Raw genomic sequence first — 24,050 nt, forward strand, 5'->3', positions numbered from 1 at the left:
AGTTGATCCCATGTAAAATAGATTCTAAGAATATTTTATGAGGGATCAAACACTAACATAACTGATCCTTATAAGGCGCGAACGATCCTTTTCACTAAAGCCGGACCTTCATAGATAAAGCCGGTATACACTTGCAGTAGATCAGCACCGCCATCAAGCTTTTCCTTGGCGGCTTCGGCACTGTCAATGCCACCGACACCGATAATAGGTAAACGCCCTTGCGATAACCGTTTGATCTCTTTAATAACCTCTAGAGACTTAGCCCGCACCGGACGTCCTGATAGTCCGCCAGCCTCATCGGCATATTGCAAACCCGCGACAGCGCTGCGCTCTAAGGTGGTATTAGTCGCAATGACCCCGTCAATGTGGTTGTTCAATAACGATTGGGTGACCTGCTCGACTTGAACACTGTCTAAATCCGGTGCAACTTTGACCAGCATCGGGACTTGTTTATGGTGTTTGGCTGCCAAGTCGAGCTGTTCATTTTTCAAACTCGACAACAAGTCATCGAGCGCTTCGCCGTATTGCAAGTCACGCAGCCCTGGGGTATTTGGCGAAGAAATGTTAACGGTTATATACGAGGCATGTTCAAAGACTTTGCGCATGCAATGGATATAGTCGTCTTTGCCCTGCTCATTAGGCGTGTCTTTGTTTTTACCTATGTTGATCCCTAAGATGCCATCATAATTGGCGGCTTTGACATTCGCCACTAAGTTATCAACGCCTTTATTGTTGAACCCCATACGGTTGATCACCGCATGTTGCTCTGGCAAACGGAAAATGCGCGGCTTGTCATTTCCTTGCTGAGGTCGCGGAGTTACCGTACCTACCTCAATAAAACCAAATCCCATCTGGGCGAAGGCTTCAATGCATTCGGCATTTTTATCTAATCCAGCCGCCAACCCCACGGGGTTTTTAAATTCAAGGCCAAGGAAATTAACTGGTTTGTCTGGAACTGACTGGGACCACGCCATGGATAAGGGCGTGTTGGCATAGCGACTTAAATTAGACAATGCGAAGTCATGCGCCCACTCAGCGTCTTTAGTGAACATAAACCGACGCGCTAAATCATAAAACATGGAACCCCCAAAAAAATACCCCAGACAAAAGCTGGGGTATTCTACAGAGTTTTACTGCTTTTTAACAGCGGCGCTTACGCCCGTTGATCACAGTTGTGTGCAAGCAACATCAATTCCCGTAGTGCTACTGAGAACTTAGCAAAGTCATGGCTTTGTGAAGTTTTAAATTCGCTAAGCATTTGTTGCCAGCGATGCAATACAGCATTATTTGCTTCCATCCACGCGTCAATTTGCGCATCCACATCTTGCTCTTTGTCATCGAAGCTACGCAGTACCACATCAGTTAATGTGCGTTGCTGCCAATCGAGCTCTTCGCGATAAGATGCACGCGCCAAAGCTTGCCAATGGTTTTGCACTGGCTGATGAGTGATTTGCGTTAAGAACCAGTGCAAGCCCATGCGCGCACCCAGCTTGAAGTAGGTGTTTGACACCAAGGCTGTGTTGCGCTCGGTTTGCGCGGCCACTTCGGCCAAGTCCATGGTGGAGAACAAGCTCGATAGTGACACAATACGCATCGCCAATTGAGCGGGAACGCCTTGATCGGCCAGGCTCTTGGCGTTTTCGCGGATTTGCTCGCTCTCATCACTTACCATGTAGCTGTGCAAGTTATCCGTCAAGTCTTTAAAACAAGGCGCAAAATGAGCGATGGTTTGCTCAATAGTCCATGCCTTATTACGGTGACGTAAGAACCAACGTGTTACTCGACGTACAGTACGACGTAGCTGATACAGCATTTCTGTTTGCACTTCAGCATCTATCTTATTATCGAGCGCTTCGATTTCCGACCAGGTCTGCGGCATATCGAAAATCTCGCGAGCGATGGAGTAACATAAGGCGATTTCAGCGTCAGATGCGCCTGTTTCTTCGTGCATACGCACCATGAAGTTTAAGCCCATGTCGTTGACGATGTTATTGGCCAACTTAGTAGCAATAATTTCGCCACGCAACGGGTGGTTATCCATGGCTGAATTGAACCGCTCACGCAGTGGTACAGGGAACGACTGAACCAGCAGCTGACGGTAGTACGGGTTCTCAGTGATCTCATCGGTGACTAAGGTCTCTTTGAGCACCATTTTCGCATAAGACACCAACACTGACAGTTCTGGACGAGTCAAATCTTTACCCGCTGCAGCGCGCTCAGCAAGCTCTTCGTCAGTAGGTAAGAACTCAATAGCACGATCGAGCTTACCGTCTTTCTCAAGCGCGTGGATAAAGCGGATCTTCTCTTTTAATGTCGATGCGCCCTTAGATTGCGTCACAGAGATAGTGTGAGTCTGACGATAACAATCTTGTAGTACTAGCTCTGACACCTCATCGGTCATCGCGTACAACAGCTCGTCACGTTGCTTTTTAGTGAGCTCACCTTCACCCACTAAGGAGTTCAGTAGGATCTTGATGTTCACTTCGTTATCAGAACACGCCACACCGCCCACGTTATCGATAAAGTCGGTATTAATACGCCCACCTTTGGCCGCAAATTCAATACGACCAAGTTGAGTAGCGCCTAAGTTACCGCCCTCACCGAAGATTTTCGCGCCCAGTTCACCGCCGTTGATACGCAATGCATCATTTGCACGGTCGCCAACATCTGAGTCTGTCTCAGACTTAGCCTTGACATAGGTGCCAATACCGCCATTCCACAACAAATCGACTGGCATCTTCAGGAGCGCCTTGATTAACTCATTAGGTGTCATCGCCGCTTTCTTGGTACCCACCATCTTCTTGATTTCAGGCGTTAAGGTAATCGACTTAGCACTGCGGGCAAAGATACCACCGCCTTTGGAGATGAGTTCACTGTTATAGTCTTCCCAGCTCGAGCGCGGTAATTCAAACAAGCGCTTACGCTCGTCCCAAGATGTTGCAGCATCAGGGTTCGGGTCGATGAAAATATGCATGTGGTTAAAAGCCGCCTGCAGACGGGTATGCTTCGAGAGCAACATGCCGTTGCCGAATACGTCACCGGCCATATCACCAATGGCAACTGCTGTGAAATCGTTGTTCTGGCAATCAATACCAATTTCGCGGAAATGACGTTTAACAGACTCCCACGCGCCTTTTGCGGTAATCCCCATCTTCTTGTGGTCATAACCAATCGAGCCACCGGAAGCAAAGGCATCACCTAACCAAAAGTCATATTCGCCAGCGATCCCGTTGGCAATATCAGAGAAGGTGGCGGTGCCTTTATCGGCGGCGACCACTAAGTACGGGTCATCTTCGTCATGACGTGTGACATTCTCTGGCGGAACAATGTCACCATGTACGATGTTATCGGTGATATCAAGCAAACCACGGATAAAGATTTTGTAGCACTCTTGCCCTTCTTTAAAGAAGGCTTCACGCTCACTAGGCAGTTGCTTACAAACAAAACCACCCTTTGAGCCAACAGGCACAATAACGGTGTTCTTAACCTGCTGCGCTTTTACAAGGCCCAAAACCTCGGTACGGAAATCTTCACGACGGTCTGACCAACGCAATCCGCCCCGCGCTACTTTACCGCCGCGAAGGTGAACGCCTTCAACGCGTGGTGAGTAGACGAAAATTTCAAACGCCGGCAGTGGCAATGGCATCTCTGGAATCAAGCTTGGCTTGACCTTGAAAGAGATATACGACTTGAATACGCCGGTGTCGTCTTTCTGATAATAGTTAGTGCGCAGCGTGGCGTTGATCATATCAACGTACAAGCGAATGATGCGGTCATCATCAAGGTTGGCAACGTTCTCGAGCGATTCATACACCTGAGCAACGAGCTTCTCCAAGGCTTTTTCGCTGCCTGGTGCTTTCACTGAGAACTTTTTCGCAAACAGCTTCACGATTTGTGTCGCAATATCTGGGTAGTTAGCGAAGGTGCTTTCAATGTAAGTCTGCGAGAACGTCACTCCGATTTGGCGCATGTACTTGGCATAAGCACGCAAAATCGAGGCTTCGCGGCCCGTTAAGCCACCATTGAGCACTAAACGGTTAAAGCCGTCGTTTTCCAGGCGGTTATTCCATACATCGGTGAGCGCTTTTTGGAAACGCGCAGATACTTTGTCAAAGTCAGCGATCTCTTTGTTGTCGAGCAACATTGAGAAGTCCATAATCCAATTCACTTGGCCGTCTGAGGTTTTTACTGCATACGGCGTTTCACCGATAACGCGTAAGCCAAAGTTTTCTAACATCGGCATCACGTCAGACAAATGAATAGGCTCGTCTTTGTGGAACAACGACAAACGAACAATATTCGAGCTCACTTCTTCTTGTGGGCGGTAGAACAACATCTCTAGTTTGTTGTCGTCATTGAGCAGCTCAAGCTTTTCAATATCAACCACTGCGGCACTTGGCAACACTTGGTCTTTATACGAGCTGGCGAAGGCGTTGGCATATTTACGGTTTAATTCATTACCGCGCGCTTCGCCGTTGCTGCCTAATAGCGCTGATTGTAGTTTGTCTTCCCAAGTACGGGCTGCTTCTACTAAATTATTTTCGATTTCTTTCACGTCGTAATCTACGTCACTGTTGTTAACTCGCACAATATAGTGGGTACGAGCAAGGCTGGACTCGGAGAAATAGGTGGTAAAGCTGACTTTCTCATCGGAGCCAAAGGCATCAGCAAGAATTTGCTGCGTTTCACGGCGCAGTGCAGTGTTATAACGCTCACGTGGCACATACACCATGCACGAGAAAAAGCGTCCGTAAGTGTCTTTGCGCACAAACAGGCGGCACATGTCGCGCTCTTGAATATGTAAAACCCCCATGGCTACATCCAGTAGCTCTTGTTCGCGGGCTTGTACTAGCTCATCACGAGGATAGGTTTCGAGAATATTAAGGACCGCTTTGTAGGCGTGGGTGCCCTCGGCAAAGTCGCTCATCTCTAGAACACGACGAATTTTCGACTTCAACACGGGCACATCGGCCGCACTGTTGTTGTAGAAACTGGATGAGAACAAGCCAATAAAGCGGTCCTCGCCAATGACGTTGCCGTCTTTATCAAAGCGCTTCACACCGATGTAATCGATGTGTGCAGGGCGATGCACTCGCGATACCGAATTGGTTTTCGTTAATACCAACAAATTATTGCTGCGTGCTTCTTTGCGTGCGATTTCTGGCATATTAGAAAGTAACCGCACTTGCTCTTCGTCAGAGTTCTTCATTAACCCTAGACTTGTGCCTTTCACACCGCTGAGCTGATGATCACCTTTTACCGGCTTAAGTTCGTATTGACGATAGCCCATCAAGGTAAAGTTATCGCTGGCCAGCCACTCTAGAAATTCAACCGTTTCGTTTAATTCGGTTTTATCGACATTGTGTGGACGCTTAGGGAGATCGTTAATTACATCCAGCAACTGCTGACGAATGGGTTGCCAGTCTTCAACAGCCACCGACACATCATTAAGCACAGAATCAAGCTCTTCTTTAAACGCTTTAATTTCCGCGTCATCGGTCTGGCGATCGATTTCAATAAAGAACACGGTTTTGGTCGAGCTCGACTCTTGTTCCGCTTTTAAGTTTGAGAGATTAGTAATCGTGCCATCTTTATCGCGCTGAATTTTTAATGGCGTATGCAGTAATAAGTGAGAAGCGATGTTCGCGCGGTTAAGTGCCATGCGAACGGAGTCAACGAGAAACGGCATATCTTTAGCAATGATCTCGACAATGGTATGCGAGGACTGCCAGCCGTGCTTAGCAACTTCGGGATTGAATACGCGGATAACAGCATCATCGCCTTTTTTACTCTCTAACGAGTTCCAAAGGCTCAACGCTGCGCCGTAGAGGTCACTGTCGTTTCGGTGTGTCAGATCTTCATTCGACATGTTGCGATAAAGCGCCTTGGCGAATTTGTCGACCAGTGACACTTTGTCTGCGTGAACTTTGCTTTGAATAAGCTTGCTGACGTTATTAAGAATAACGGAAGCGTGACCATCATTTTGTGTCATTGTGTGTTCCTTAATCTATACCGCCTTGTGAACGGGTGACTGAATAGCGTGGAGTCAGTTAAATTCTAACGCTTTTGCAGCTAATAAAAAGCCTTTTCGATGAAATCAGACCAATGATTTCAGCATGTTGGCATTCTATTCACAAAATATAGATAGAAATGGCCGGTTAAGGCCATTTCTGTACACAAGTATTCACATTATTTTTTCTGGTCAGACCAGAGGAAGGCACCAATTGCTGGCAAAATGAGCACTGCACCGAGCATATTCACTAAGAACATGAAGGTCAGCAAGATGCCCATATCCACTTGGAACTTCAATGCAGAGAAGATCCAAGTGCTCACTCCCACTGCCAAGGTGATACCAGTAAAGAGCACGGCACTGCCCCGCTCTGCTAGTGCATTTCGATACGCTTCACTTAAGTGCACGCCTTGTTTGAGCTGAGTCATCATTGACGAGAGTATGTAAATACCATAGTCGACACCGATACCCACCCCCAGTGCAATGACGGGTAAGGTCGACACCGTTAGGCCTATTTCTAGCCCTACCATCAGCGCCTGCGCCAACGTTGAGACAATGTATAGCGGCAACACCACGGCGATAGTGGCGCGCAGCGAGCGGAAGCTCAATAAACACAATACGATCACCGCACCGTAGACGTACAGCATCATCGGCGTTTGCGCTTTAGATACCGATTCATTCGTTGCCGCCATCACCCCAATTGGTCCGGATGCCAGTCGGAATGACACTTTGTCTGTGCCAAATTCAGCACCGTATTCTTTCACTGCGGCCACTACGCGCTCTATGCTCTCGGCCTTATGATCTTCCATAAAGATGATCACTGGCATCACCGAGCAATCGCCATTGAGAAGACCTGAACTGGTTTCCACCCGTGAAGTTGCTTGCACGAGAGAAGCGCTATTGCGTGGTAGCGTTTGCCACTTCAAATTGCCTTCGTTGTAACCGGCATTCACGGCTTTAGCGACACTGGCTAGAGAAACACTGCTTTGCACCCCAGGGATATTATCCATACGCCATTGGAATTGGCTGATACGGTCCATCACTTCGTGCTCGGTACAAGCTGCTGGGTAGGCTTCGACAATCACTTTTAAGATATCGACAGATATACTGTAGCGATCAGAGATGAGGAAGGTGTCTTGGTTGTAACGCGCCTCCTCGTGTAGCGCCGGTGCCCCAGCGTGTAAATCGCCTATGCGCATGTTTTGTGACTGCCAGTAGCCAAATGCAAACAACACAGCGGTGCAAATTAAAATAGCCGTCGCATTTTTCTTGTTAGTAGTGGCAACCAACAATTCACGGAGCTTAAATAGCGCGTTCTTATTGGCATTATCGGCTTCTAGTACCGCGAGCTTCGAAAAGGTCAGATAAGACGCTATCACAGGCAACAGAAGCAGGTTAGTGAAGATGATCACCGCCACACCTAAACTGGCGGTAATCGCCAACTCGCGAATAATACCGATGTCTATCGCCAACAAGGTTAAGAAGCCCACCGTATCCGATAGCAAAGCAATGCCGCCGGGGATCAGTAAGGCTTTAAAGCTTGATTGCGCAGCGGTTTTAGCATCGCTGCCTAACTGCACTTTCTTGGCAATGCCGTTGATCATCTGCACACCGTGGCTCACGCCAATAGCAAATACCAAGAACGGCACTAAAATCGACATTGGATCAAGGCCAAAGCCAAGTGTTGATAGCAGCCCCATTTGCCAAACCACAGCAATAATCGAGCAGCCTATTGGCAGCAGTGTGAGCTTGAAGCTTTTACAAAACAGCCAGACCATCACCAAGGTAATTGCGATGGCGATAGCGAAGAAAAGAACCACGTCTTTGGCACCCTCAGCAATATCACCGGCCATTTTTGCAAAGCCGATAATATGGATGCTGACGTTATCAGTGCTTAGAGGAGTGCGAATTTTACTCTCTAATTGCTCTGCAATATCAAGAGTGTCGAGCTTTTCACCAGTCTGTGGGTCAAACTCCATAAGCTGAGCGCTGACCATGGCACAGGAATAGTCCGAGGCCACCATGCGTCCTACAACTTTGGCCTTTTCAATATTTTCTTTTACTCGTGCAAGGCCTGCTTTGTCGGCACTGAAGTTAGCAGGAATAATAGGGCCACCGCTGAATCCATCTTCAACCACCTCAACAAAGCGCGCGCTTGGAGAGTAAATTGAATTAACCAGAGGGCGGTTAACCCCAGGGATGAAATACAGTTGGTCGTGTACTGCTTTTAATTGGGTAAAAAATTCCGGGTTAAAAATATCGCCACGCGCATCACACACGGAAATGAGAATGCCGTTGGCGCCACCAAACTGCTTCTCGTGTTTGGTATACACCTTCATGTATTGGTGATTAAGCGGGATATTCTTATTGAACGACGCATCTAATTGCAGTTTAGTTGCCTGCCACGCCAAGGCCACGGTGGCGATAATAAAGGCCAAGATCACCCACATGCGATGGCGGAATAAACTGCGCTCTAATAATTCCACTAAAGTTTGCATGATTAGTTTAACTCCTTGGTTTGAATGCCCGCTTCCGTTGCTAGAATCAACTTACCAGCAAACTCCGCGCCATCCATCACGGCTTTACCATCAGCGCGTTGACGCGCCTTGAGCTGGTTCTGTTGCATGTTTTCTAAGCGGTAAATCACAGCGGAGTTACCAAAAATATACACCCCACCCTTGTTGCTCTCGACGATGCTGTTCATGGTTGCTTGCTCTTGCGTGCGCAGTGCTTGCCACTGGCCGCTATCGTCTAGTTTAAATGCATTACCGCGTAAACCGGCAACCAGTATTTCGCCTTCGACCTCAGCAATATCGAAAAAGGAGCCATGATATATCTCCTGTTCCCGTTGCCAGCTTTGACCCTGGCTGGAGCTGTGCGCTATCAGTCCCATTTCACCTGCAATGTAAAGCCCTTTGGAAGTCTCAGCAATGCGGTTAAAGTGCGGCAAGATGGAGCTAGTTTCTATCTCATAACCTTCTGGATCGTTGACCTTCAAATCATTGAGGTAGTCCCTATCTTCGGGGTAAAGAAGGCTATCTAAAAAGCGTTTAGTCCAGTTTTGACCACCATCTTTGGTCTCGAAGTACATTCCATAGGCACCCACAGCAACGCCGTTTTGCTTATCGAAAAAGTGAATATCCAAGCACGGTTTATCAAGATCAGGACGATACTGCAGTAACTGCCAGCTGGCGCCGCCATCGGTGGTGCCTAAGATGCTGGCATCGTGACCACATGCCCAACCTTGTTGATTATCAATAAAGAACACCGCTGTCAGCAGGGTATCAATAGGACTTCTGGCCTGCTGCCATTGCTCGCCATCATCGCTGTATACAATGGTGCCATGTTGGCCAACGGCGATAACGCGTGATTCTGTTGTGGTGATATCGGTAAATAACGTGCGCGTGGCACTGTCAGCCTGATAAGCCGGTTGTGGTGTCTCTTGTTGCGCGCTGACGCCAAGGGGCAAAAGCAACACCGCCCAAAGCAAGTACTTCATATCTAATTGAGCCTATAGAGGGTTAACGTGAGAGCCTCAGGCCTGCAGCAGCAGACCTGAGGAGTTCCGAGGAGATTAACGGCGCCCTTCGCGACGAAGTGCATTAGATGTAAACTCGTTGTCTTGGAACGACTCAGAGAAGTCGTACATTTTCTCTTGGTTATCTAAGCCAATAGCCAAGTAACGACGTGAGTTTAGGTCGTGATAAACATCCAACGTACTCCAGTGCGTTGGTACTTCGTAATAGTTCACACCGTGGGCCATGGCTACACGATACATTTGGTCGCGGTTATCGTATAAATCGGCGACCGAAATCTGCCAGCTGTCCTCATCGATGTAAAACACGCGTTTCTTGTAAATGTGGCGAGTGCCTTCTTTAAGCGTCGCTTCAACCACCCAGACGCGGTGTTTTTCGTAACGCACATGTTCTGGATTAACGTGACCAGGCTTAAGAATGTCATCGTACTCTAGCTCATCGCTATGCAATTTATAGCTGTTATACGGAATGTACATTTCTTTTTTACCTTTGAGTTCCCAGTTATAACGGTTCGGTGAGCCGTTGAACATGTCGAAGTCATCGGTAGTACGCAAGTTATCAGACGCTGTTCCCGGTGCATCGTATGCAACATTAGGGGCACGGCGAACACGGCGTTGACCGGTGTTATACGTCCATGCTTGGCGTGGCGTGAGGATTTGGTCCATGGTTTCGTGCACTAACAACGCGGTGCCTGCAAGGCGCGCTGGCTCGGTGACACGCTGTTTAAATTTAAACAGAATATTCGACTCTTGCAGCTGCTCCGGTGTGGCCTCTGGATCCGAGTACTTCACTAACAACTGCTCATCAAAACCAATCAGGTTGTACGAACCCGAGGCTGTTGGCATGGCTTGACCACCATAACGAGCAATCGATAAACCACGGTAGCGCAACAAGTGGTTCCACACCGCCTCTAAGCCGTTTTCCGGAATTGGAAATGGCACACCGATAGCGGTATTTTTGATGCCGTTACCGCCTTCAATCAACTCCGCTTCAGTGGCGTACTTCTTCGTTGCATCGTAATAAAACTGCGGGAAAGATGCACTACGGCGAGTCGGATAGATATGCATTTTGAAGGTGTCAGGGTACGCCTCAAATAAGGCTATCTGACCCGGGCTCAAGAATTCCTTGTGCTGTTCCAAGTTTGACTTATCAATGGTGACAAGGACCTGGTCATCTGCATAAGGGTCAGGGTGATGCATCCCTTGCTCATAATTCTCTGGTGCTTTAGTAATACCACCATCCCAAGCAGGGATAGAGCCATCTTCATTACCTGCTTTAAGTGCACCAATAGGTGTCAAATCCGCGCCCAGGCGTTCAGCCTGCTCGGGTGTTATTTTTGCCTGTACTGCAGAAGTGGCAAAGATGCCACAAAAGGCTGCTGCAATGAGGGTAGGTTTAGTTAACATGCGTGTACCCTTTTAAATTGAATATTTAATATTAAACGACACAAAGTCTCGGTCTGAGAAGTTATTCGTCGCACCACCGCCCCAGAAAGAGCTATAGCCTACGTCGAAAGACCAAGTATTTTGATAATTAAAGTTCAGGTTAATCCCCAACGATTTTCTATCTTCAATAAACAAGTACATTGGGTCAGGTGTAATGCCATTGACGTCGTGGGAGAATACGAACTTAGGTGAAAAGTTTACGCCTGAGAAGAGATTGAAGTAATCCCCCTTGGCAATAAGACGATATCCCCACGCCGAAGCCGTTGGGAATGGATTTGTTTCAGGGCCATTGGAAAGCGCCATTTGCAACGCGGTATAGTCAGCCGCAGGTCCTTGAATGACGCCACTGCGTCCAGTCCCCGCCACATTCAAACGCAGCTCATCGTACTCTGGCATGTTATTAACACGCACCCCGCCGACTTCACCAACAACGGCCCAGCTGTCAGCACCGAGATGAGGGCCAAACAGGTGTGTGGCGGTAAATTGTAGCTGTGCCGTGTTGCGCAAGATATAACCTTGTGCCGTTTCACCTGGGCCTACAACCGACGTCGCATCGCCTGGGCTCAACTGTGAAATACCCGCAAATTCTGGACGTAACCCGGCAACAGCTAGTTGCTCTGGCATACCGGCATAAAGAAGCTCTACGTCATCCACTTGCAGTGGTTCATCCTGACGAAACGCAAATTCGCCTGAGAATGCGGTCTCGCCTAACGCCGTGTTAAAGCTCAAGCCATACAGTTTAATGTCTTCTGGATAAGCTAATACCGCTTTGGTAAACGCTTGCAGATCGGTGACGTTGTCTTCTGTGATTTCCGTCGTCGCCAACATCGCTAAATCATCGCCAATGGCAGTAAAGTCCGATACTTGTCCAGAGATAACTGGGCGGCGGCTATGATAATTGATGTAGTAAAGCGCTAGTTCAGTATCATTAAAGTCAGGCATAAACATACCTAGGCGCAAACCATACTGGCCGCCATCATCGGGCTCAGTCTTACCTTTGTGACCTTTGCCTTTAAGTGCCACCTTAGTGGGGTATGCCAAGTACATATTAGCCAGTAACTGTTGCCCCGCTGCTGAATTAGGGTCAATACCCTGCGCCGCTGCGGCCATCTGCCAATCACTGCCAAGGTTGTTGAGGCTCTCGGTTAAAAAGGCAAGGTCAATATCTGGGTTGGAGGTGAAACCTAACTGTACGTTTTGGTTAAAACCGTTTTCCGAGGCAAAATCGTTGGTCGAGAAATAACTTCCCGATGCTGGTAGACGAGTTTCATGCCACTCGTACTGATAGAAACCTTCAAGATAGATGTTATCGGTAATACCTAGTGAGGCCCATAACATGCCGACGGGAATAAAGGCTTCTTTTACTTCAGCACCCGGTGCCTTCAGACGGTCGATATCTACAGGGTTAACATTGATACCATGTGATATCAGGGTACTTTCACCCCAGTTTACAACTTGTTGACCTAAACGCACAGAGAGCGGGTTGCGACCTTCATTGAAATCGAAATCAGCCCAAATGAAGGCATCAAGCAAACGAAAATCAGCACAGACTTGCTCTTTGGTTTCGTCATAGTCACAGGGATCAACCTGCTCCCCTGAGGTAGGATTGGTGTAAGCAAAGTCACCATCCATCAAAGCGAAATCATAAAAATACATGAAGCGCGAGAAGAAACCGTACATGTCGCCATTGATGGCTAACTCATGTGTGCCTTTTAGCTGCTGTGAAAAGGTATCGCCACTATCAAAGTTTAAGTTACCCGCATCACCATTATTAGAGTAAGCGCCAGGTTGGGCCCACACGTCTGCAGATGAATAGATTGGATTCAAAGCGGCGTTATAACCGGTCCAGTCAAAGCGTGGATGGTTACTTTTACCTATGTTGTCGTCGAAGTTTCTATCTTCCGTACGAATGCTTTGTCCGTATGAAAATGTCGAGTCGAAGTTAACGTCGAAGTCCCCGACTGTAAAACTGGCACTGTGTGCGGCGCTACTCATGCCGAGCATCGCTCCCCCTACACAGAGCGCTAAACGATGCTTAGCAAATAGTGGCTGTCTTATCATTGTTGCTTCCCCCCTTTGCGCGGGTAATTAAGATCAAGTTATTGTTTTTAGTGTAGTCTTATACATTAGAAAGGATACGCGAAATTTACAAACAATCTAGATTAATGGCCTGTAATAAGCGTTAATTTTCCTTTATCTGCGCTAATGGTATGACATCCTACCACTATTTTTATACATGACAATAACGTTAACGACAAATGCAATTTACAACTGTTTAAAAATAGCGCACATAAGCAGGTTGAATTAGTGAACGCGCTCTAAGCGAATAAGCTTATTATTCGCATCCAATAACAAGCGAAAACGCCCACGGATGCCGATTTGTGACATATAGGGAAGCAGTTTGTTAGCCGGGAAACGAATTTTTCGCCCGGCGTCGTCAATGACTTGCACAGCAGAAATCCGGCCTTTGTAATAGGCCAGACACTGGCTGTAACTCATAGATAGCGTGAAATAAAATTCTTTAATCTCATTCACTGAGGGCTTTATCTACCTTTTCAAATAAATCTTTGCTGAGTTTTGGTAATACCTTTAAACGCTCTAGTTGCTCTTTCATCAACTGCTGACGCGTACTATCAAAACGTCGCCATGCCAACAACGGCGTGATCAGGCGCGAAGCGTTCTGTGGATTGATATCATTGAGCTTCACCAAGGCATCACCCAATAGCGCATAGCCCTGCCCGTCTTTGGCATGAAATTGCGTTGGGTTACTCATCGCAAAGGCACCAATAAGAGCACGCACTCGATTGGGGTTACGCCAACTAAAGTGAGGGTGTTGGTATAAACGAGTCAGATTGGCGAAGCTGTCCGAACCTTTGCGCAGGGCCTGAAGATTAAACCATTTATCCATCACAAGAGTATCATGCTGCCAACGCGCCGCGAACTCGTCTAACATAGCGCCACTGCGAGGGTGTTGAGCAAGGATCAACGCTTTTATCGCCGCCAAAGATAAAGTCATTGAGCCCTGATGTGCCTGGGTCTCAATAAATTCAAGCTGCGTATCTACGCGCGCTAAATACCCCATACAGGTCGCGAGTAACGCTCGCTTGGCAACGCTTTGTTGCGATTGCTGCTTATCGTCGCTGAGTTGGCTCACTACTTCGCTCAGCGGCACTTGCAAGTGCTCGGCAATTTGTTGCGCAAATGCCTCAGTCACCGCCGTGATGGCATCAACAGGAACTTGCTCAAATTGGGCACTCAGGGTATCAAAGCTAGGTAGTTGTAATAGCTCTGCGACTAAGGCCAGATCATGTTCTTGACCGGCTAATGCAGCATTAAGTAAGTCACTCAATGTGGCTAACACTGCTTCATCAAGCTGGGCTTTTTCGCCCCGTCCAAGCTCGTCTAGAATACACCCGCTTAATGCACTTTGCTGCGCATCCCAGCGGGAGAAGTCGCTGCTAGCATGGCGCACTATATGCAATTGATCGTTAAGGCTCTGCTCAAACTGAACTTTAACCGGCGCGGAGAAATCCTCAAACAGCACCGCTACGGGTCGCTCGGTGATGTTATCAAACACGAACTGCTGTTCACTTTGGTGTAACTGCAATACGTTATCAGCGACGCCATGCGCATTTAAGCTCAATGCCTTACCTTGGCTATCAAGCAGTTCAATCGCCACAGGGATGAGCAAATTCTCTTTGCTTGGTTGATCTGCTGTCGGGCTATGATGCTGACTCAGGGTGAGTACATATTGCTGCTGTTGCGCGTCGAACTGTTCCTGAACATGCACTTGTGGGGTACCCGATTGGCTGTACCAGCATTTAAACTGAGAGGCATCAAAGCCATTCGCATCACTCATAGCGCTAATGAAATCATCACAAGTCACCGCTTGGCCGTCATGACGCTCAATGTAGCACTGCATGCCTTTTTGGAAGCCTTGCTCACCCAGCAATGTATGCAGCATACGGATCACTTCGGCGCCCTTATCATACACCGTCACGGTATAAAAATTATTCATTTCTAATACCTTCTCAGGGCGAATAGGATGAGCCATTGGCCCCGCATCTTCAGCGAACTGATGTGTGCGCATCACCTTAACCGCATCAATTCGGTTGAGGGCCCGTGAGCCTAGATCACTGCTGAACTCCTGATCTCGAAACACCGTCAACCCCTCTTTCAAAGAGAGCTGAAACCAATCCCGACAAGTCACACGGTTACCCGTCCAATTATGGAAATATTCGTGACCGACAATAGATTCAATCAAATGGAAATCGCGATCCGTTGAGGTTTCTTCATTGGCGAGCACACATTTCGAGTTAAAGACATTTAACCCTTTGTTTTCCATCGCTCCCATATTGAAAAAGTCGACCGCCACTATCATGTACACATCAAGGTCGTATTCAAGATTAAAGCGCTGTTCATCCCATTGCATTGCCCGCTTGAGGGACGCCATCGCATGCGGGGCTTTACTTAAATTCCCCTTATCTACATAGAGCTCTAATGCCACTTCACGACCAGAGACGGTTGTGTAGCTATCACGTAATACGTCAAAGTCCCCGGCTACCAAGGCAAATAAGTAGCTTGGCTTTTTAAAGGGGTCGTGCCAAGTTGCAAAGTGGCGGCCATCGGCTAAGTCACCGCTGGCAATCTTGTTGCCATTTGACAGTAGATAGGGGAACTGGGCTTTATCCGCTTTGATGGTGACCTCATACTCGGCCATAACATCGGGTCTATCAAGGAAATACGTGATTTTACGAAACCCCTCAGCTTCACACTGAGTGCAATAAGCACCGTCTGATAAATACAGACCTTCTAATGAACTATTGGTTTGTGGCGAACAGGCCGTTGTTATCTCTAGTACAAAGTGTTGTGGCACATCGCGCAGCAGTAATTGCTCATCGTTAATGTCGTAATTGGTGAATATATGACCATCAACTTTCACCTCTTTAAGAGTTAAATCTATACCATCTAACACTAAGTCGTTTGCCGGGTTTGCCTCATTGCGACGCACCTCGGAGCGGGCATACACTGTGGTTTGCGTCGGCTGTAAATCAACGTCCAAGGTGAGGGTATCAATAAAAAAGTGAGGGGGTTGGTAGTCTTTTAAATACTTCGCATTGCCATGCTGGGAGGTCATATAGGACAGTCCTCTGTTGCTCAGAGTGGGCATCAGGTGATGCCCACATTATAGGTTATTCGCTACGTTGCGCTTGTGTTTCAGGCTGTAAGTGTTTTGGCTCTAGCTTTAAAATCTTAATACCGAAATAAGCATAGATCACTGCTAACACTGGATTAATCAAATTAAAGAAGGCGTATAGAGCGTAATCAAATGGGTTAATTAGCAGTACACTTTGCATGTAGGCACCACAGGTATTCCAAGGGATAAGTGGGCTGGTTATAGTGCCGCCATCTTCTAACGTACGAGACAAATTCACTGGGCGTAAACCCCGTTTTTTGTATTCTTCTTTAAACATTCGACCCGGCACGACAATAGCAATGTACTGATCAGCAGCAACTAAATTGGTACCGATACATGTGGCGATAGTGGATGCGATAAGCGAACCTGTGGATTTAGCTATTTTTAAGATGCTGCGCACAAACACATCTAGCAGGCCGGTCTTTTCCATGATAGCGCCGAACATCAACGCCATCATAATGAGCCAAGTGGTGGTCAACATCCCCGACATGCCGCCGCCGGAGAGCAAGCTATCCATTTTTGCATTGCCAGTTTGAATAGCAAAACCATCAAAAAAGGTTGCCCAAACTAGCTTAAAATAGCCAACTAATTGGCCTTGGGAGACATCCACTTGGCTGGCTAATAATTCGCCTTGGAACAGCAGCGCCCACACTGCGCCTAATACTGCCCCAATAGAAATTGCCGGGAATGCCGGCATTTTGCGAATAGCCAGTGCCAACAACACCACTAAAGGCACCAAGTTGACGATGCTGATGTTAAAGTTGTCCTGCAACAGCCCGACCATGTTATCTATGCCTGCGGTATCACTGCTCACATCGGCATTAAAGCCCATTAAGATGAAAATGATCACGGCTATCACAAAACTCGGGACCGTGGTCCAGAGCATGTGGTGGATATGAGTAAATAAGTCGGCCCCTGCCACTGCTGGCGCTAAGTTAGTGGTTTCCGACAGTGGGCTGAGCTTGTCGCCGAAGTAAGCACCGGATATAACCGCACCGGCGGTGACCACAGGATCTAAGTCTAACCCATTGGCTACCCCGAGTAAGGCCACACCTATGGTGGCTGCGGTAGTCCAAGAACTGCCGATACTCATCGCTACAATTCCGCATATAACGCAGCTTGCGGCATAAAACCAATGCGGGTTAATAATTTGTAGGCCGTAATAAATGAGCGTCGGCACGGTACCCGATAGCAGCCAAGTGCCAATCAAGGCACCGACCATCAACAGTATTAATATAGCGCCCAAGGAGATAGTGATGCCTTTGATCATCGCCTCTTCAAGGGTTTTCCAGGTATAGCCGTTTTTTAAACCAATCAATGCTGCGGTGAACGTCGCAAACAGTAAGGCTATTTGGTTGGGGCCTGACGACGAGCTGTCACCATAGAGATACACCGCTGCGCCGAGCAAACAAATAAGCACGACGATGGGGATCAATGCATCAAGAAACTTGGCTTCTTTGGTGGTTGTCACAATGATTCTCCTGCCCTCGCCTTAAGCACGACACACGAGGGTTATTGTTATTATCAGCGCAAAGAGTACCAGAGGAAAACATTTTTAACACCGTCTAAACGACAAAAAGGGCGCTCAAAGCGCCCTTTTTCGTGGTTTTTGGTTACTTATTGTTCTTCGCCAAGCGCCCTTGTTTAATATAATCTTGGGTGATCAACGCCGCCTCTTCCAAGAATGGGTCGAATTCATCTAATACCTCAGGGGCATCATCAACGTCTTCCACTTTTTCCAATCCTAGACGCGCAAGCCGCTCGTTGGTGCGCTTCAAGGCAAGTTCTTTGCGCTCATCACGTTGGTCAAGGCGTTCTTTCTCATTCAAAGAGATGAACTTACGATCTTTCTCTTCTTTGTACTTTTTGATGTCTTGCATCACGTAATTGAATTCAGGCTCGCTGGCAACACGCTTATCGTGCTCCTTCGCCAAATAATTGATGGTGCCATCAAGGGTATCGACCATCGCGTAATTAGCACGGACAATGCTATCCCATGGCAACGCGTTGTCTTCTTGGCTCTCTCCCCACTCTGCGGGGTCTATCGGAGAAGGCAACTCAATATCAGGGACCACGCCTTTGTGCTGGGTACTGCCACCATCAATGCGGTAGAACTTAGCGATGGTGTACTGCACGCTACCTAGTGGGTTGTCGTACAAGTCGTAGTTGCGTCCCAAGCCTCGGTGTTGCTGCACCGTGCCCTTGCCAAAGGTTTGCTCACCAATGATCACCGCACGACCGTAATCTTGCATAGCGGCCGCGAAAATTTCCGATGCCGATGCACTGTAACGGTCCACTAGCACAGTCAATGGACCATCATAATAGGTCACGCCATCTCGGTCTTTTTGCTGCTCAATTCGCCCGTTAAGAGTATGAATTTGCACCACCGGCCCTTGATCGATAAACAAGCCTGTTAGCTTGGTGGCTTCATACAAGGAGCCGCCACCATTTTGGCGTAAATCAATAACCACGCCATCTACTTTTTGCTCTTTTAACTTGACCAGCTCGCCTTTAACATCCTCAGAGAGGTTGTTATAGAAGCCTGGGATTTCAATCACGCCAATTTTGCTGGTCAGCTCAGAATAGCTGGCTTCGAACACACTCGATTTCGCTGCACGATCTTCAAGACGCACTTTATCACGTGTGATCTCTACTACTTTGGGCATGCCGTGGTCGTCTTTCCCCTCTAGGTACTGCAACCGCACCACAGTGCCTTTAGGGCCTTTAATGAGATCAACGACATCATCTAAACGCCAACCGATCACATCAACAAAATCGTCTTCCCCTTGAGCAACACCGACAATGCGGTCTTCGGGGCTGATTTCACCGGTTTTATCCGCTGGGCCGCCGGGCACTAGAGAGCGAATAACGGTGTAGTCTTCATCGTAACTGAGGACCGCGCCAATGCCTTCGAGTTCAAGATCCATGTCCATCTTGAACTGCTCAGCACGTCGTGGTGATAAATAGGAAGTATGAGCTTCAATAGAACGCGCGAACGCGTTCATAATAATTTGGAAAGCGTCTTCGCTTTTTGTTTGCACTAAGCGTTTTAACGTGTAGGTATAGCGTTTTTCCAATACCTCTTTGATGCCTTCCCAGTCTTTGCCGGTCAGCTTCAAACGCAGCGCATCGTATTTGACCTTTTGTCGCCATAACTCATTGAGTTCTTCCTGCGTTTTCGCATAGGGCGCCTGTTCACGGTCAAAGTAATATTTGTCGTCCTTAGTGAAGTCAAATTCATTCTCAAGTAAAGACAATGAATAGTCATAGCGCTCGAAACGACGCTTCATACTAAGGTTAAATAAATCATAGGCAAAATCGAGTTTGCCGGATTTCAACGCATTATCAAACTTATCACGATATTGCTCGTACTTAGCAATGTCCTGCTCTAGGAAGATAGTGCGATTGAAATCCAACGATTCAATGTAACGGTCGTACATTTGCTCCGACAGTTCATCATTGAATCGTATTGGCTTGTAGTGTGCACGTGTGAAGAGATTCGTCACTCGTTTACTTGCTGTACTGTGTTGCGACTCCTGCTGTAGGGTCGGCAAATCAGCCATGGTGACCTTATCCAGTGAGGCTAAGGCCGGTGCTGCTACAAGGGCAGCGACCAGTGGGATGAGTGAAAACGACTTACTCATGCACAACTCCTTCTTTTTATACTAGGTATAAGCTATCTGCTTTAGTTTTTACCTGCATGCCGGTGACTAATTCAACGTGGATATCATCTTTGTTGACTTCAGTGATAGTACCGTTGACTAGCGCCTGACCTAGTTTAACTTTAACTTTGGTATTAGCCTTGACCTTGTCGCTTGGCAAAGGTTCAACTTTGTTACTACGACGCGGTGCAGGTTCTGCATTTTTTTTGACTTTAGCGCCTTTAGGGTGAGGCTTACCAGGTCCACTTGGACGTTTTTTGTAACCCTTTGTATCACCGTCTTTAGCACCACGAGCAGGCTTTTTACGTTTAGCCATTTTTGCGCGGCTTTGCTCAAGCGCAGTTTTTGCATGCTCAACGTGCTCTTGCTCTACTTTTTCTGCTTGGTTGCCATCTAAATCAACGCGGTATTCATTATTAACAACCGCTTCAAGGTAGCGCCAGTGTGAAGTGTACTTTCTCAACGCTTGACGAACTTGCGTTTTGCTGACCTTTTCACTGCCTTCAATACGCTCAGCAATGTCTTTAAAAATACCGACTTTAAGTGGCTTAATGCCTTCTTTTTGTTTAAAACAATTGGGAAATTCCTGGTATAGGAATTCCAATACTTCGTTTATGTCTTTTAGCTTGTTTGTGGTTTCCATTTCTAAACCTTAAATTTACATCTGCTCGTCTTGCGCCGAGTCGACATAGTGTTCAACCCAGTCCATTAATTCTTCGTGTTCAGCATCGAGAAGCGCGGTGTCTCCGCGTAATTGCTCCCAAATACCGTTAATTATTTCATCTATGCGTTCGCAGCTTAGATCATCATCCAAGCGTTCCCATGCATGGTGGATTAGTTCGTTGTAACGCTCAGTAACGAACTCCTCTTCCCCTTCCCAGTCGCCGATATCGGACTGTGCGAAAAGGTAGTCATGTACACTAAGTAAGTCTTTCATTACAGGTATTTTTCGATGCTGTGAACTAGCTTCTCAAGGCCCTGCTTATCTTGCTCATCGAACCGTCCCACTGTAGGACTGTCGATGTCAAGAACGGCAATGGCATTTCCTTGCTTTTTCACCACCACCACAACTTCAGAATTTGACGCCGCATCGCAGGCGATATGCCCGGGGAATTGATGAACGTCAGTTACCAGTTGAGTGGTGTCTTCAGCAACAGCAGTACCACACACACCTTTTCCAACTTCAATGCGTACACACGCTGGTTTTCCTTGGAACGGCCCTAACACCATTTGTTGTGGCGACTCCAAAATGTAAAACCCTGCCCAGTTTATATCCTCTAAAGACATAAATAACAGCGCACTAATGTTCGCCATATTAGCAATTTGATTGGTTTCATCACTGACCAGCGCGAGTGCTTGCTGTGTCAGGGATTCATAAAAGGCTTCTTTACTCATTCACACTACTACTTCACATAGAATACGCAGTGTTTAAGGTACTCTTTGTGGCGCGCAAATGAAACCTTTTATCATGAAAAAAGTGATGCAGTCGCTTGAAAAAACGCTGATTGATTATTTTTACGCCATGAAGATAGGTAAGATTAAGCTTCGCGGGCGCTGCCCCGGCGCAGGGCAAACAAGAACAGTCCACTTCCAAGTGCCGCCATCAGTGCGTTGACAACGAGTAAAAACCCCGCCTGCGCGCCAAAAGCATAACTGAACAACGCCCCTCCTAGTAGACCTAATGTGAGTACGCCGCTGTAATGCACTTTATTGTACTTGTACATCAGCAAATAACCGGGGACGACAAACACAGCCATCGCCAATCCCAAGATATGGGCGTTAGCAATAGCAGATAACAATACGGCAAAAAATAGCTGCGCACCGTTTTGCTGTGCCCCTAAGGCGTAATAAATGCCTAACACCACACCAATCAATACCGGTGCTAATAAGGAATATAAAACTGCTTTTGCGAGGGTGTGTTTCATAATAGTGACTGCTGAACATGATTTATGAAAGCATTGCAGATCTGCAAAATCCTGCCAATAGCGACGTTAGTCGTAGAAAGCAAAAAGGCCTCAGCATATGCTGAGGCCTTTAATAGTGGCGGAGAGATAGGGATTCGAACCCTAGATGGGCTATTAACCCATGCCGGTTTTCAAGACCGGTGCATTCAACCGCTCTGCCATCTCTCCTAAAGCGGTACTTAGATAACTGCGTCACCTAAATAGAAATTAAGTGGCGGAGAGATAGGGATTCGAACCCTAGATGGGCTATTAACCCATGCCGGTTTTCAAGACCGGTGCATTCAACCGCTCTGCCATCTCTCCGCAGCGGCGTGCATATTAGTGAAATGCCTGACGTTTGTGAAGTGTTATTTTGAAATAATGTTCTAAATGGCTATTTTTTATCACAATCGCACAGCAATCGAACAATTTGCGAATTTTGCAGTCTATTGAAAGGTAAAGGTTTGCCCATATATAGAAGACTTGGTAATCTTTAACTCAGGTGCCCTCGGGTACTTCGAGGATCGATTTCAATTTAAGGAGTTTCACAATGGCGTTTAATAACTCGTACAGCTCGGCTAAGCCGGTGATGTCGACCATTGAGACAAATAAGGTTTTAAAAAACACTTACTTTTTACTCGCGATGACGTTGGCATTTAGTGCTGTGACAGCGGGTATTTCAATGGCGCTTAACCCACCGTTCTTCACCGGTATCGTTTGTTCACTGATTGCCCTCGGCATGTTGTTCATTATCAACAAAAAAGCAGACTCTTCAGCGGGTGTGCTACTGACCTTTGCCTTTACCGGTATTCTTGGTTTCGGCCTCGGTCCGATGTTGAACCACTATGCTGCGATGGCAAACGGCCCAATGTTGATCATGCAAGCACTTGGCTCAACGGCGCTGATCTTCTTTGGTCTTTCTGCTTATGCACTCACGACTAAGAAAGACTTCTCCTTTATGGGCGGTTTTTTGATGGTTGGCTTGGTTGTTGTGATTATCACCAGCATCGTTAATATCTTTATCGGTAGCTCGATGGTGTTCATGGTCACTAATGCAGCCGTTGTGCTTATCATGTCAGGCCTCATCCTGTTTGATACCAGCCGCATCATTAACGGGGGTGAAACTAACTACGTGCGTGCAACTGTGGCGTTGTACCTAAACGTATATAACTTATTCACTTCGTTACTGCACCTACTTGGCGCAGCTGATGACTAATTAGCAATATTTGCTAAAATGAGCCCCATTCATTGGGGCTTTTTTGTGGATGTAATTTGGCCAGCTTCGTATTATCACTGCATAGCGCACCGAGTGATGCCATCACTTTGGTGGCGCTCAAACGCTTTGTTGACAATGCCCTCTCGCTTGGGCACCAAATAAAAACGATTTTTCTCTATCAAGATGGGGTTTATCATGCGCTGGATCAGTTCGATGTCAGTAGCGATGAATTCGATGTCGCAGCGCTGTGGCAGCAGCTCTTTGATAGCGGAATTGAATTGAGCCTGTGTATCACCGCAGCTAACAAGCGCGGCATTGACACCGAGCAGGTTAAACTATTTACCGTCTCGGGACTTGCAGAGTTTGCCATGCTCGCCACTGACGCCGACAGGTGGGTACAATTCAAATGAATAACATCTTAGTCATCTCTAAACACGGGCCCTATCATCAGCAAAGTCTGCGCGAGTCCTTAGATATGGTCCTTATTTTCGCCGCTATTGATCAGCAGGTTACCTGGTTACTAGAAGGCGCAGCAGTACTCTCACTAGTGAAAAATCAACGCCCCAGTGCGCAGCAACAAAAAGACTTCACTAAAGCCATCGGCATGTTGGAAATCTATGATATTGAATCTGTCTATGTGTGCGCCGATGCGCTGAACGAGCATGGCTTGAGCACAGATGACTTGGCGATAGAGGTGCAAATCGCCTATGACAATGACAAGCGTGCATTAATCAAGCAAGTGGATAAGGTAGTGACTTTATGAGCAAAGGTACATTATTCATTGTGCGTAGTGCACTTAGCGAGCACCCTACTCTGAGCAGCATCATTAGCAAGGAAGACGGCGTGTTACTGCGCGCTGAGGCCTGTTACAATGCGTCGGCTTATGTAGGGCTGGGTGTGGCCACTTATGCCCTTGAGCAAGATGTGAATGCCTGTGGCGGGCACCATCGCACAACAGGTGTCACCGTGATTAACGATGCGCAATGGGTCGAATTGACCTTACAATACCAACGAACAATCAGTGAGTAAATCAGTGAGTAA

Annotated in this window: 18 protein-coding genes and 2 tRNA genes; 4 read left to right on the top strand and 16 right to left on the bottom strand. The window is 47.3% G+C overall.

The genetic code is table 11. The features are described from left to right. Positions 1–68 precede the first annotated feature (68 nt). The 16 genes from pyrD to PRUTH_RS06060 all read right to left on the bottom strand — a co-directional run bounded on the left by pyrD (position 69) and on the right by PRUTH_RS06060 (position 22,117). On the bottom strand, positions 69–1,079 hold the full coding sequence (gene pyrD / locus PRUTH_RS05985; RefSeq protein ID WP_022943965.1) for a quinone-dependent dihydroorotate dehydrogenase: 1,011 nt from the start codon (positions 1,077–1,079) through the stop codon (positions 69–71). A gap of 74 nt (positions 1,080–1,153) precedes the next feature. Beyond that, positions 1,154–5,992, bottom strand: a complete 4,839-nt coding sequence (locus PRUTH_RS05990; protein ID WP_022943966.1) for an NAD-glutamate dehydrogenase — start codon at positions 5,990–5,992, stop codon at positions 1,154–1,156. 197 nt (positions 5,993–6,189) lie between these two features. After that, a complete protein-coding gene (locus PRUTH_RS05995) occupies positions 6,190–8,508 on the bottom strand; it encodes an efflux RND transporter permease subunit (protein WP_022943967.1) in 2,319 nt (772 codons plus the stop codon). Positions 8,509–8,510: 2 nt separating this feature from the next. Further along, positions 8,511–9,509 (bottom strand): WD40/YVTN/BNR-like repeat-containing protein, encoded by a 999-nt coding sequence (locus tag PRUTH_RS06000; protein WP_151172842.1) that lies wholly within the window; start codon positions 9,507–9,509, stop codon positions 8,511–8,513. 75 nt (positions 9,510–9,584) lie between these two features. Beyond that, positions 9,585–10,952, bottom strand: coding sequence for a DUF1329 domain-containing protein (locus PRUTH_RS06005; RefSeq protein WP_022943969.1), 1,368 nt, complete (start codon positions 10,950–10,952; stop codon positions 9,585–9,587). A gap of 12 nt (positions 10,953–10,964) precedes the next feature. Beyond that, positions 10,965–13,052, bottom strand: a complete 2,088-nt coding sequence (locus PRUTH_RS06010) for a DUF1302 domain-containing protein (RefSeq protein ID WP_151172843.1) — start codon at positions 13,050–13,052, stop codon at positions 10,965–10,967. 243 nt (positions 13,053–13,295) lie between these two features. Continuing rightward, entirely contained in the window at positions 13,296–13,526 is a 231-nt protein-coding gene (locus PRUTH_RS06015; RefSeq protein ID WP_371741519.1) for a DUF2835 domain-containing protein, read from the bottom strand. Next, complete coding sequence (pepN, locus tag PRUTH_RS06020) at positions 13,519–16,128, bottom strand: aminopeptidase N (RefSeq protein WP_151172844.1); 2,610 nt, start codon at positions 16,126–16,128, stop codon at positions 13,519–13,521. Before pepN ends, PRUTH_RS06015 begins: the two co-directional genes overlap by 8 nt. A gap of 55 nt (positions 16,129–16,183) precedes the next feature. After that, positions 16,184–17,659 carry a Na+/H+ antiporter NhaC gene (gene nhaC, locus PRUTH_RS06025; protein ID WP_151172845.1) on the bottom strand — a complete coding sequence of 492 codons (1,476 nt, stop codon included), beginning with the start codon at positions 17,657–17,659 and terminating at the stop codon, positions 16,184–16,186. 142 nt (positions 17,660–17,801) lie between these two features. Further along, entirely contained in the window at positions 17,802–19,832 is a 2,031-nt protein-coding gene (prc, locus tag PRUTH_RS06030) for a carboxy terminal-processing peptidase (protein WP_022943974.1), read from the bottom strand. 16 nt (positions 19,833–19,848) lie between these two features. Then, positions 19,849–20,493 carry an RNA chaperone ProQ gene (proQ, locus tag PRUTH_RS06035; protein WP_022943975.1) on the bottom strand — a complete coding sequence of 215 codons (645 nt, stop codon included), beginning with the start codon at positions 20,491–20,493 and terminating at the stop codon, positions 19,849–19,851. A 15-nt stretch (positions 20,494–20,508) separates the two neighbouring features. Further along, on the bottom strand, positions 20,509–20,787 hold the full coding sequence (locus PRUTH_RS06040) for a hypothetical protein (protein WP_022943976.1): 279 nt from the start codon (positions 20,785–20,787) through the stop codon (positions 20,509–20,511). Beyond that, on the bottom strand, positions 20,787–21,245 hold the full coding sequence (gene msrC / locus PRUTH_RS06045; protein WP_022943977.1) for a free L-methionine (R)-S-oxide reductase MsrC: 459 nt from the start codon (positions 21,243–21,245) through the stop codon (positions 20,787–20,789). The genes PRUTH_RS06040 and msrC overlap by 1 nt, the downstream gene beginning before the upstream one ends. Positions 21,246–21,388: 143 nt before the next feature. After that, positions 21,389–21,775: a hypothetical protein gene (locus tag PRUTH_RS06050; RefSeq protein WP_151172846.1), complete on the bottom strand. Its 387-nt coding sequence runs from the start codon at positions 21,773–21,775 to the stop codon at positions 21,389–21,391. Between the two features lie 116 nt (positions 21,776–21,891). Further along, positions 21,892–21,982 (bottom strand) — tRNA-Ser (locus PRUTH_RS06055). A gap of 44 nt (positions 21,983–22,026) precedes the next feature. Next, positions 22,027–22,117: transfer RNA gene (locus PRUTH_RS06060), tRNA-Ser, on the bottom strand. 226 nt (positions 22,118–22,343) lie between these two features. On the opposite strand from PRUTH_RS06060, the gene PRUTH_RS06065 reads away from it, so the two are divergent. From PRUTH_RS06065 to PRUTH_RS06080, 4 genes are read left to right on the top strand one after another with little or no spacing between them, the layout of a single operon-like run. Next, positions 22,344–23,009, top strand: coding sequence for a Bax inhibitor-1/YccA family protein (locus tag PRUTH_RS06065; protein WP_022943979.1), 666 nt, complete (start codon positions 22,344–22,346; stop codon positions 23,007–23,009). A gap of 56 nt (positions 23,010–23,065) precedes the next feature. Continuing rightward, positions 23,066–23,419 (top strand): sulfurtransferase complex subunit TusD, encoded by a 354-nt coding sequence (gene tusD / locus PRUTH_RS06070; RefSeq protein ID WP_130145235.1) that lies wholly within the window; start codon positions 23,066–23,068, stop codon positions 23,417–23,419. Next, positions 23,416–23,772 (top strand): sulfurtransferase complex subunit TusC, encoded by a 357-nt coding sequence (tusC, locus tag PRUTH_RS06075; RefSeq protein WP_138508381.1) that lies wholly within the window; start codon positions 23,416–23,418, stop codon positions 23,770–23,772. Before tusD ends, tusC begins: the two co-directional genes overlap by 4 nt. Further along, positions 23,769–24,038: a DsrH/TusB family sulfur metabolism protein gene (locus PRUTH_RS06080; RefSeq protein WP_151172847.1), complete on the top strand. Its 270-nt coding sequence runs from the start codon at positions 23,769–23,771 to the stop codon at positions 24,036–24,038. Before tusC ends, PRUTH_RS06080 begins: the two co-directional genes overlap by 4 nt. Positions 24,039–24,050 lie beyond the last annotated feature (12 nt).

Origin of the sequence: Pseudoalteromonas ruthenica, assembly GCF_008808095.1 — a bacterium.
Lineage (GTDB): Bacteria > Pseudomonadota > Gammaproteobacteria > Enterobacterales > Alteromonadaceae > Pseudoalteromonas > Pseudoalteromonas ruthenica.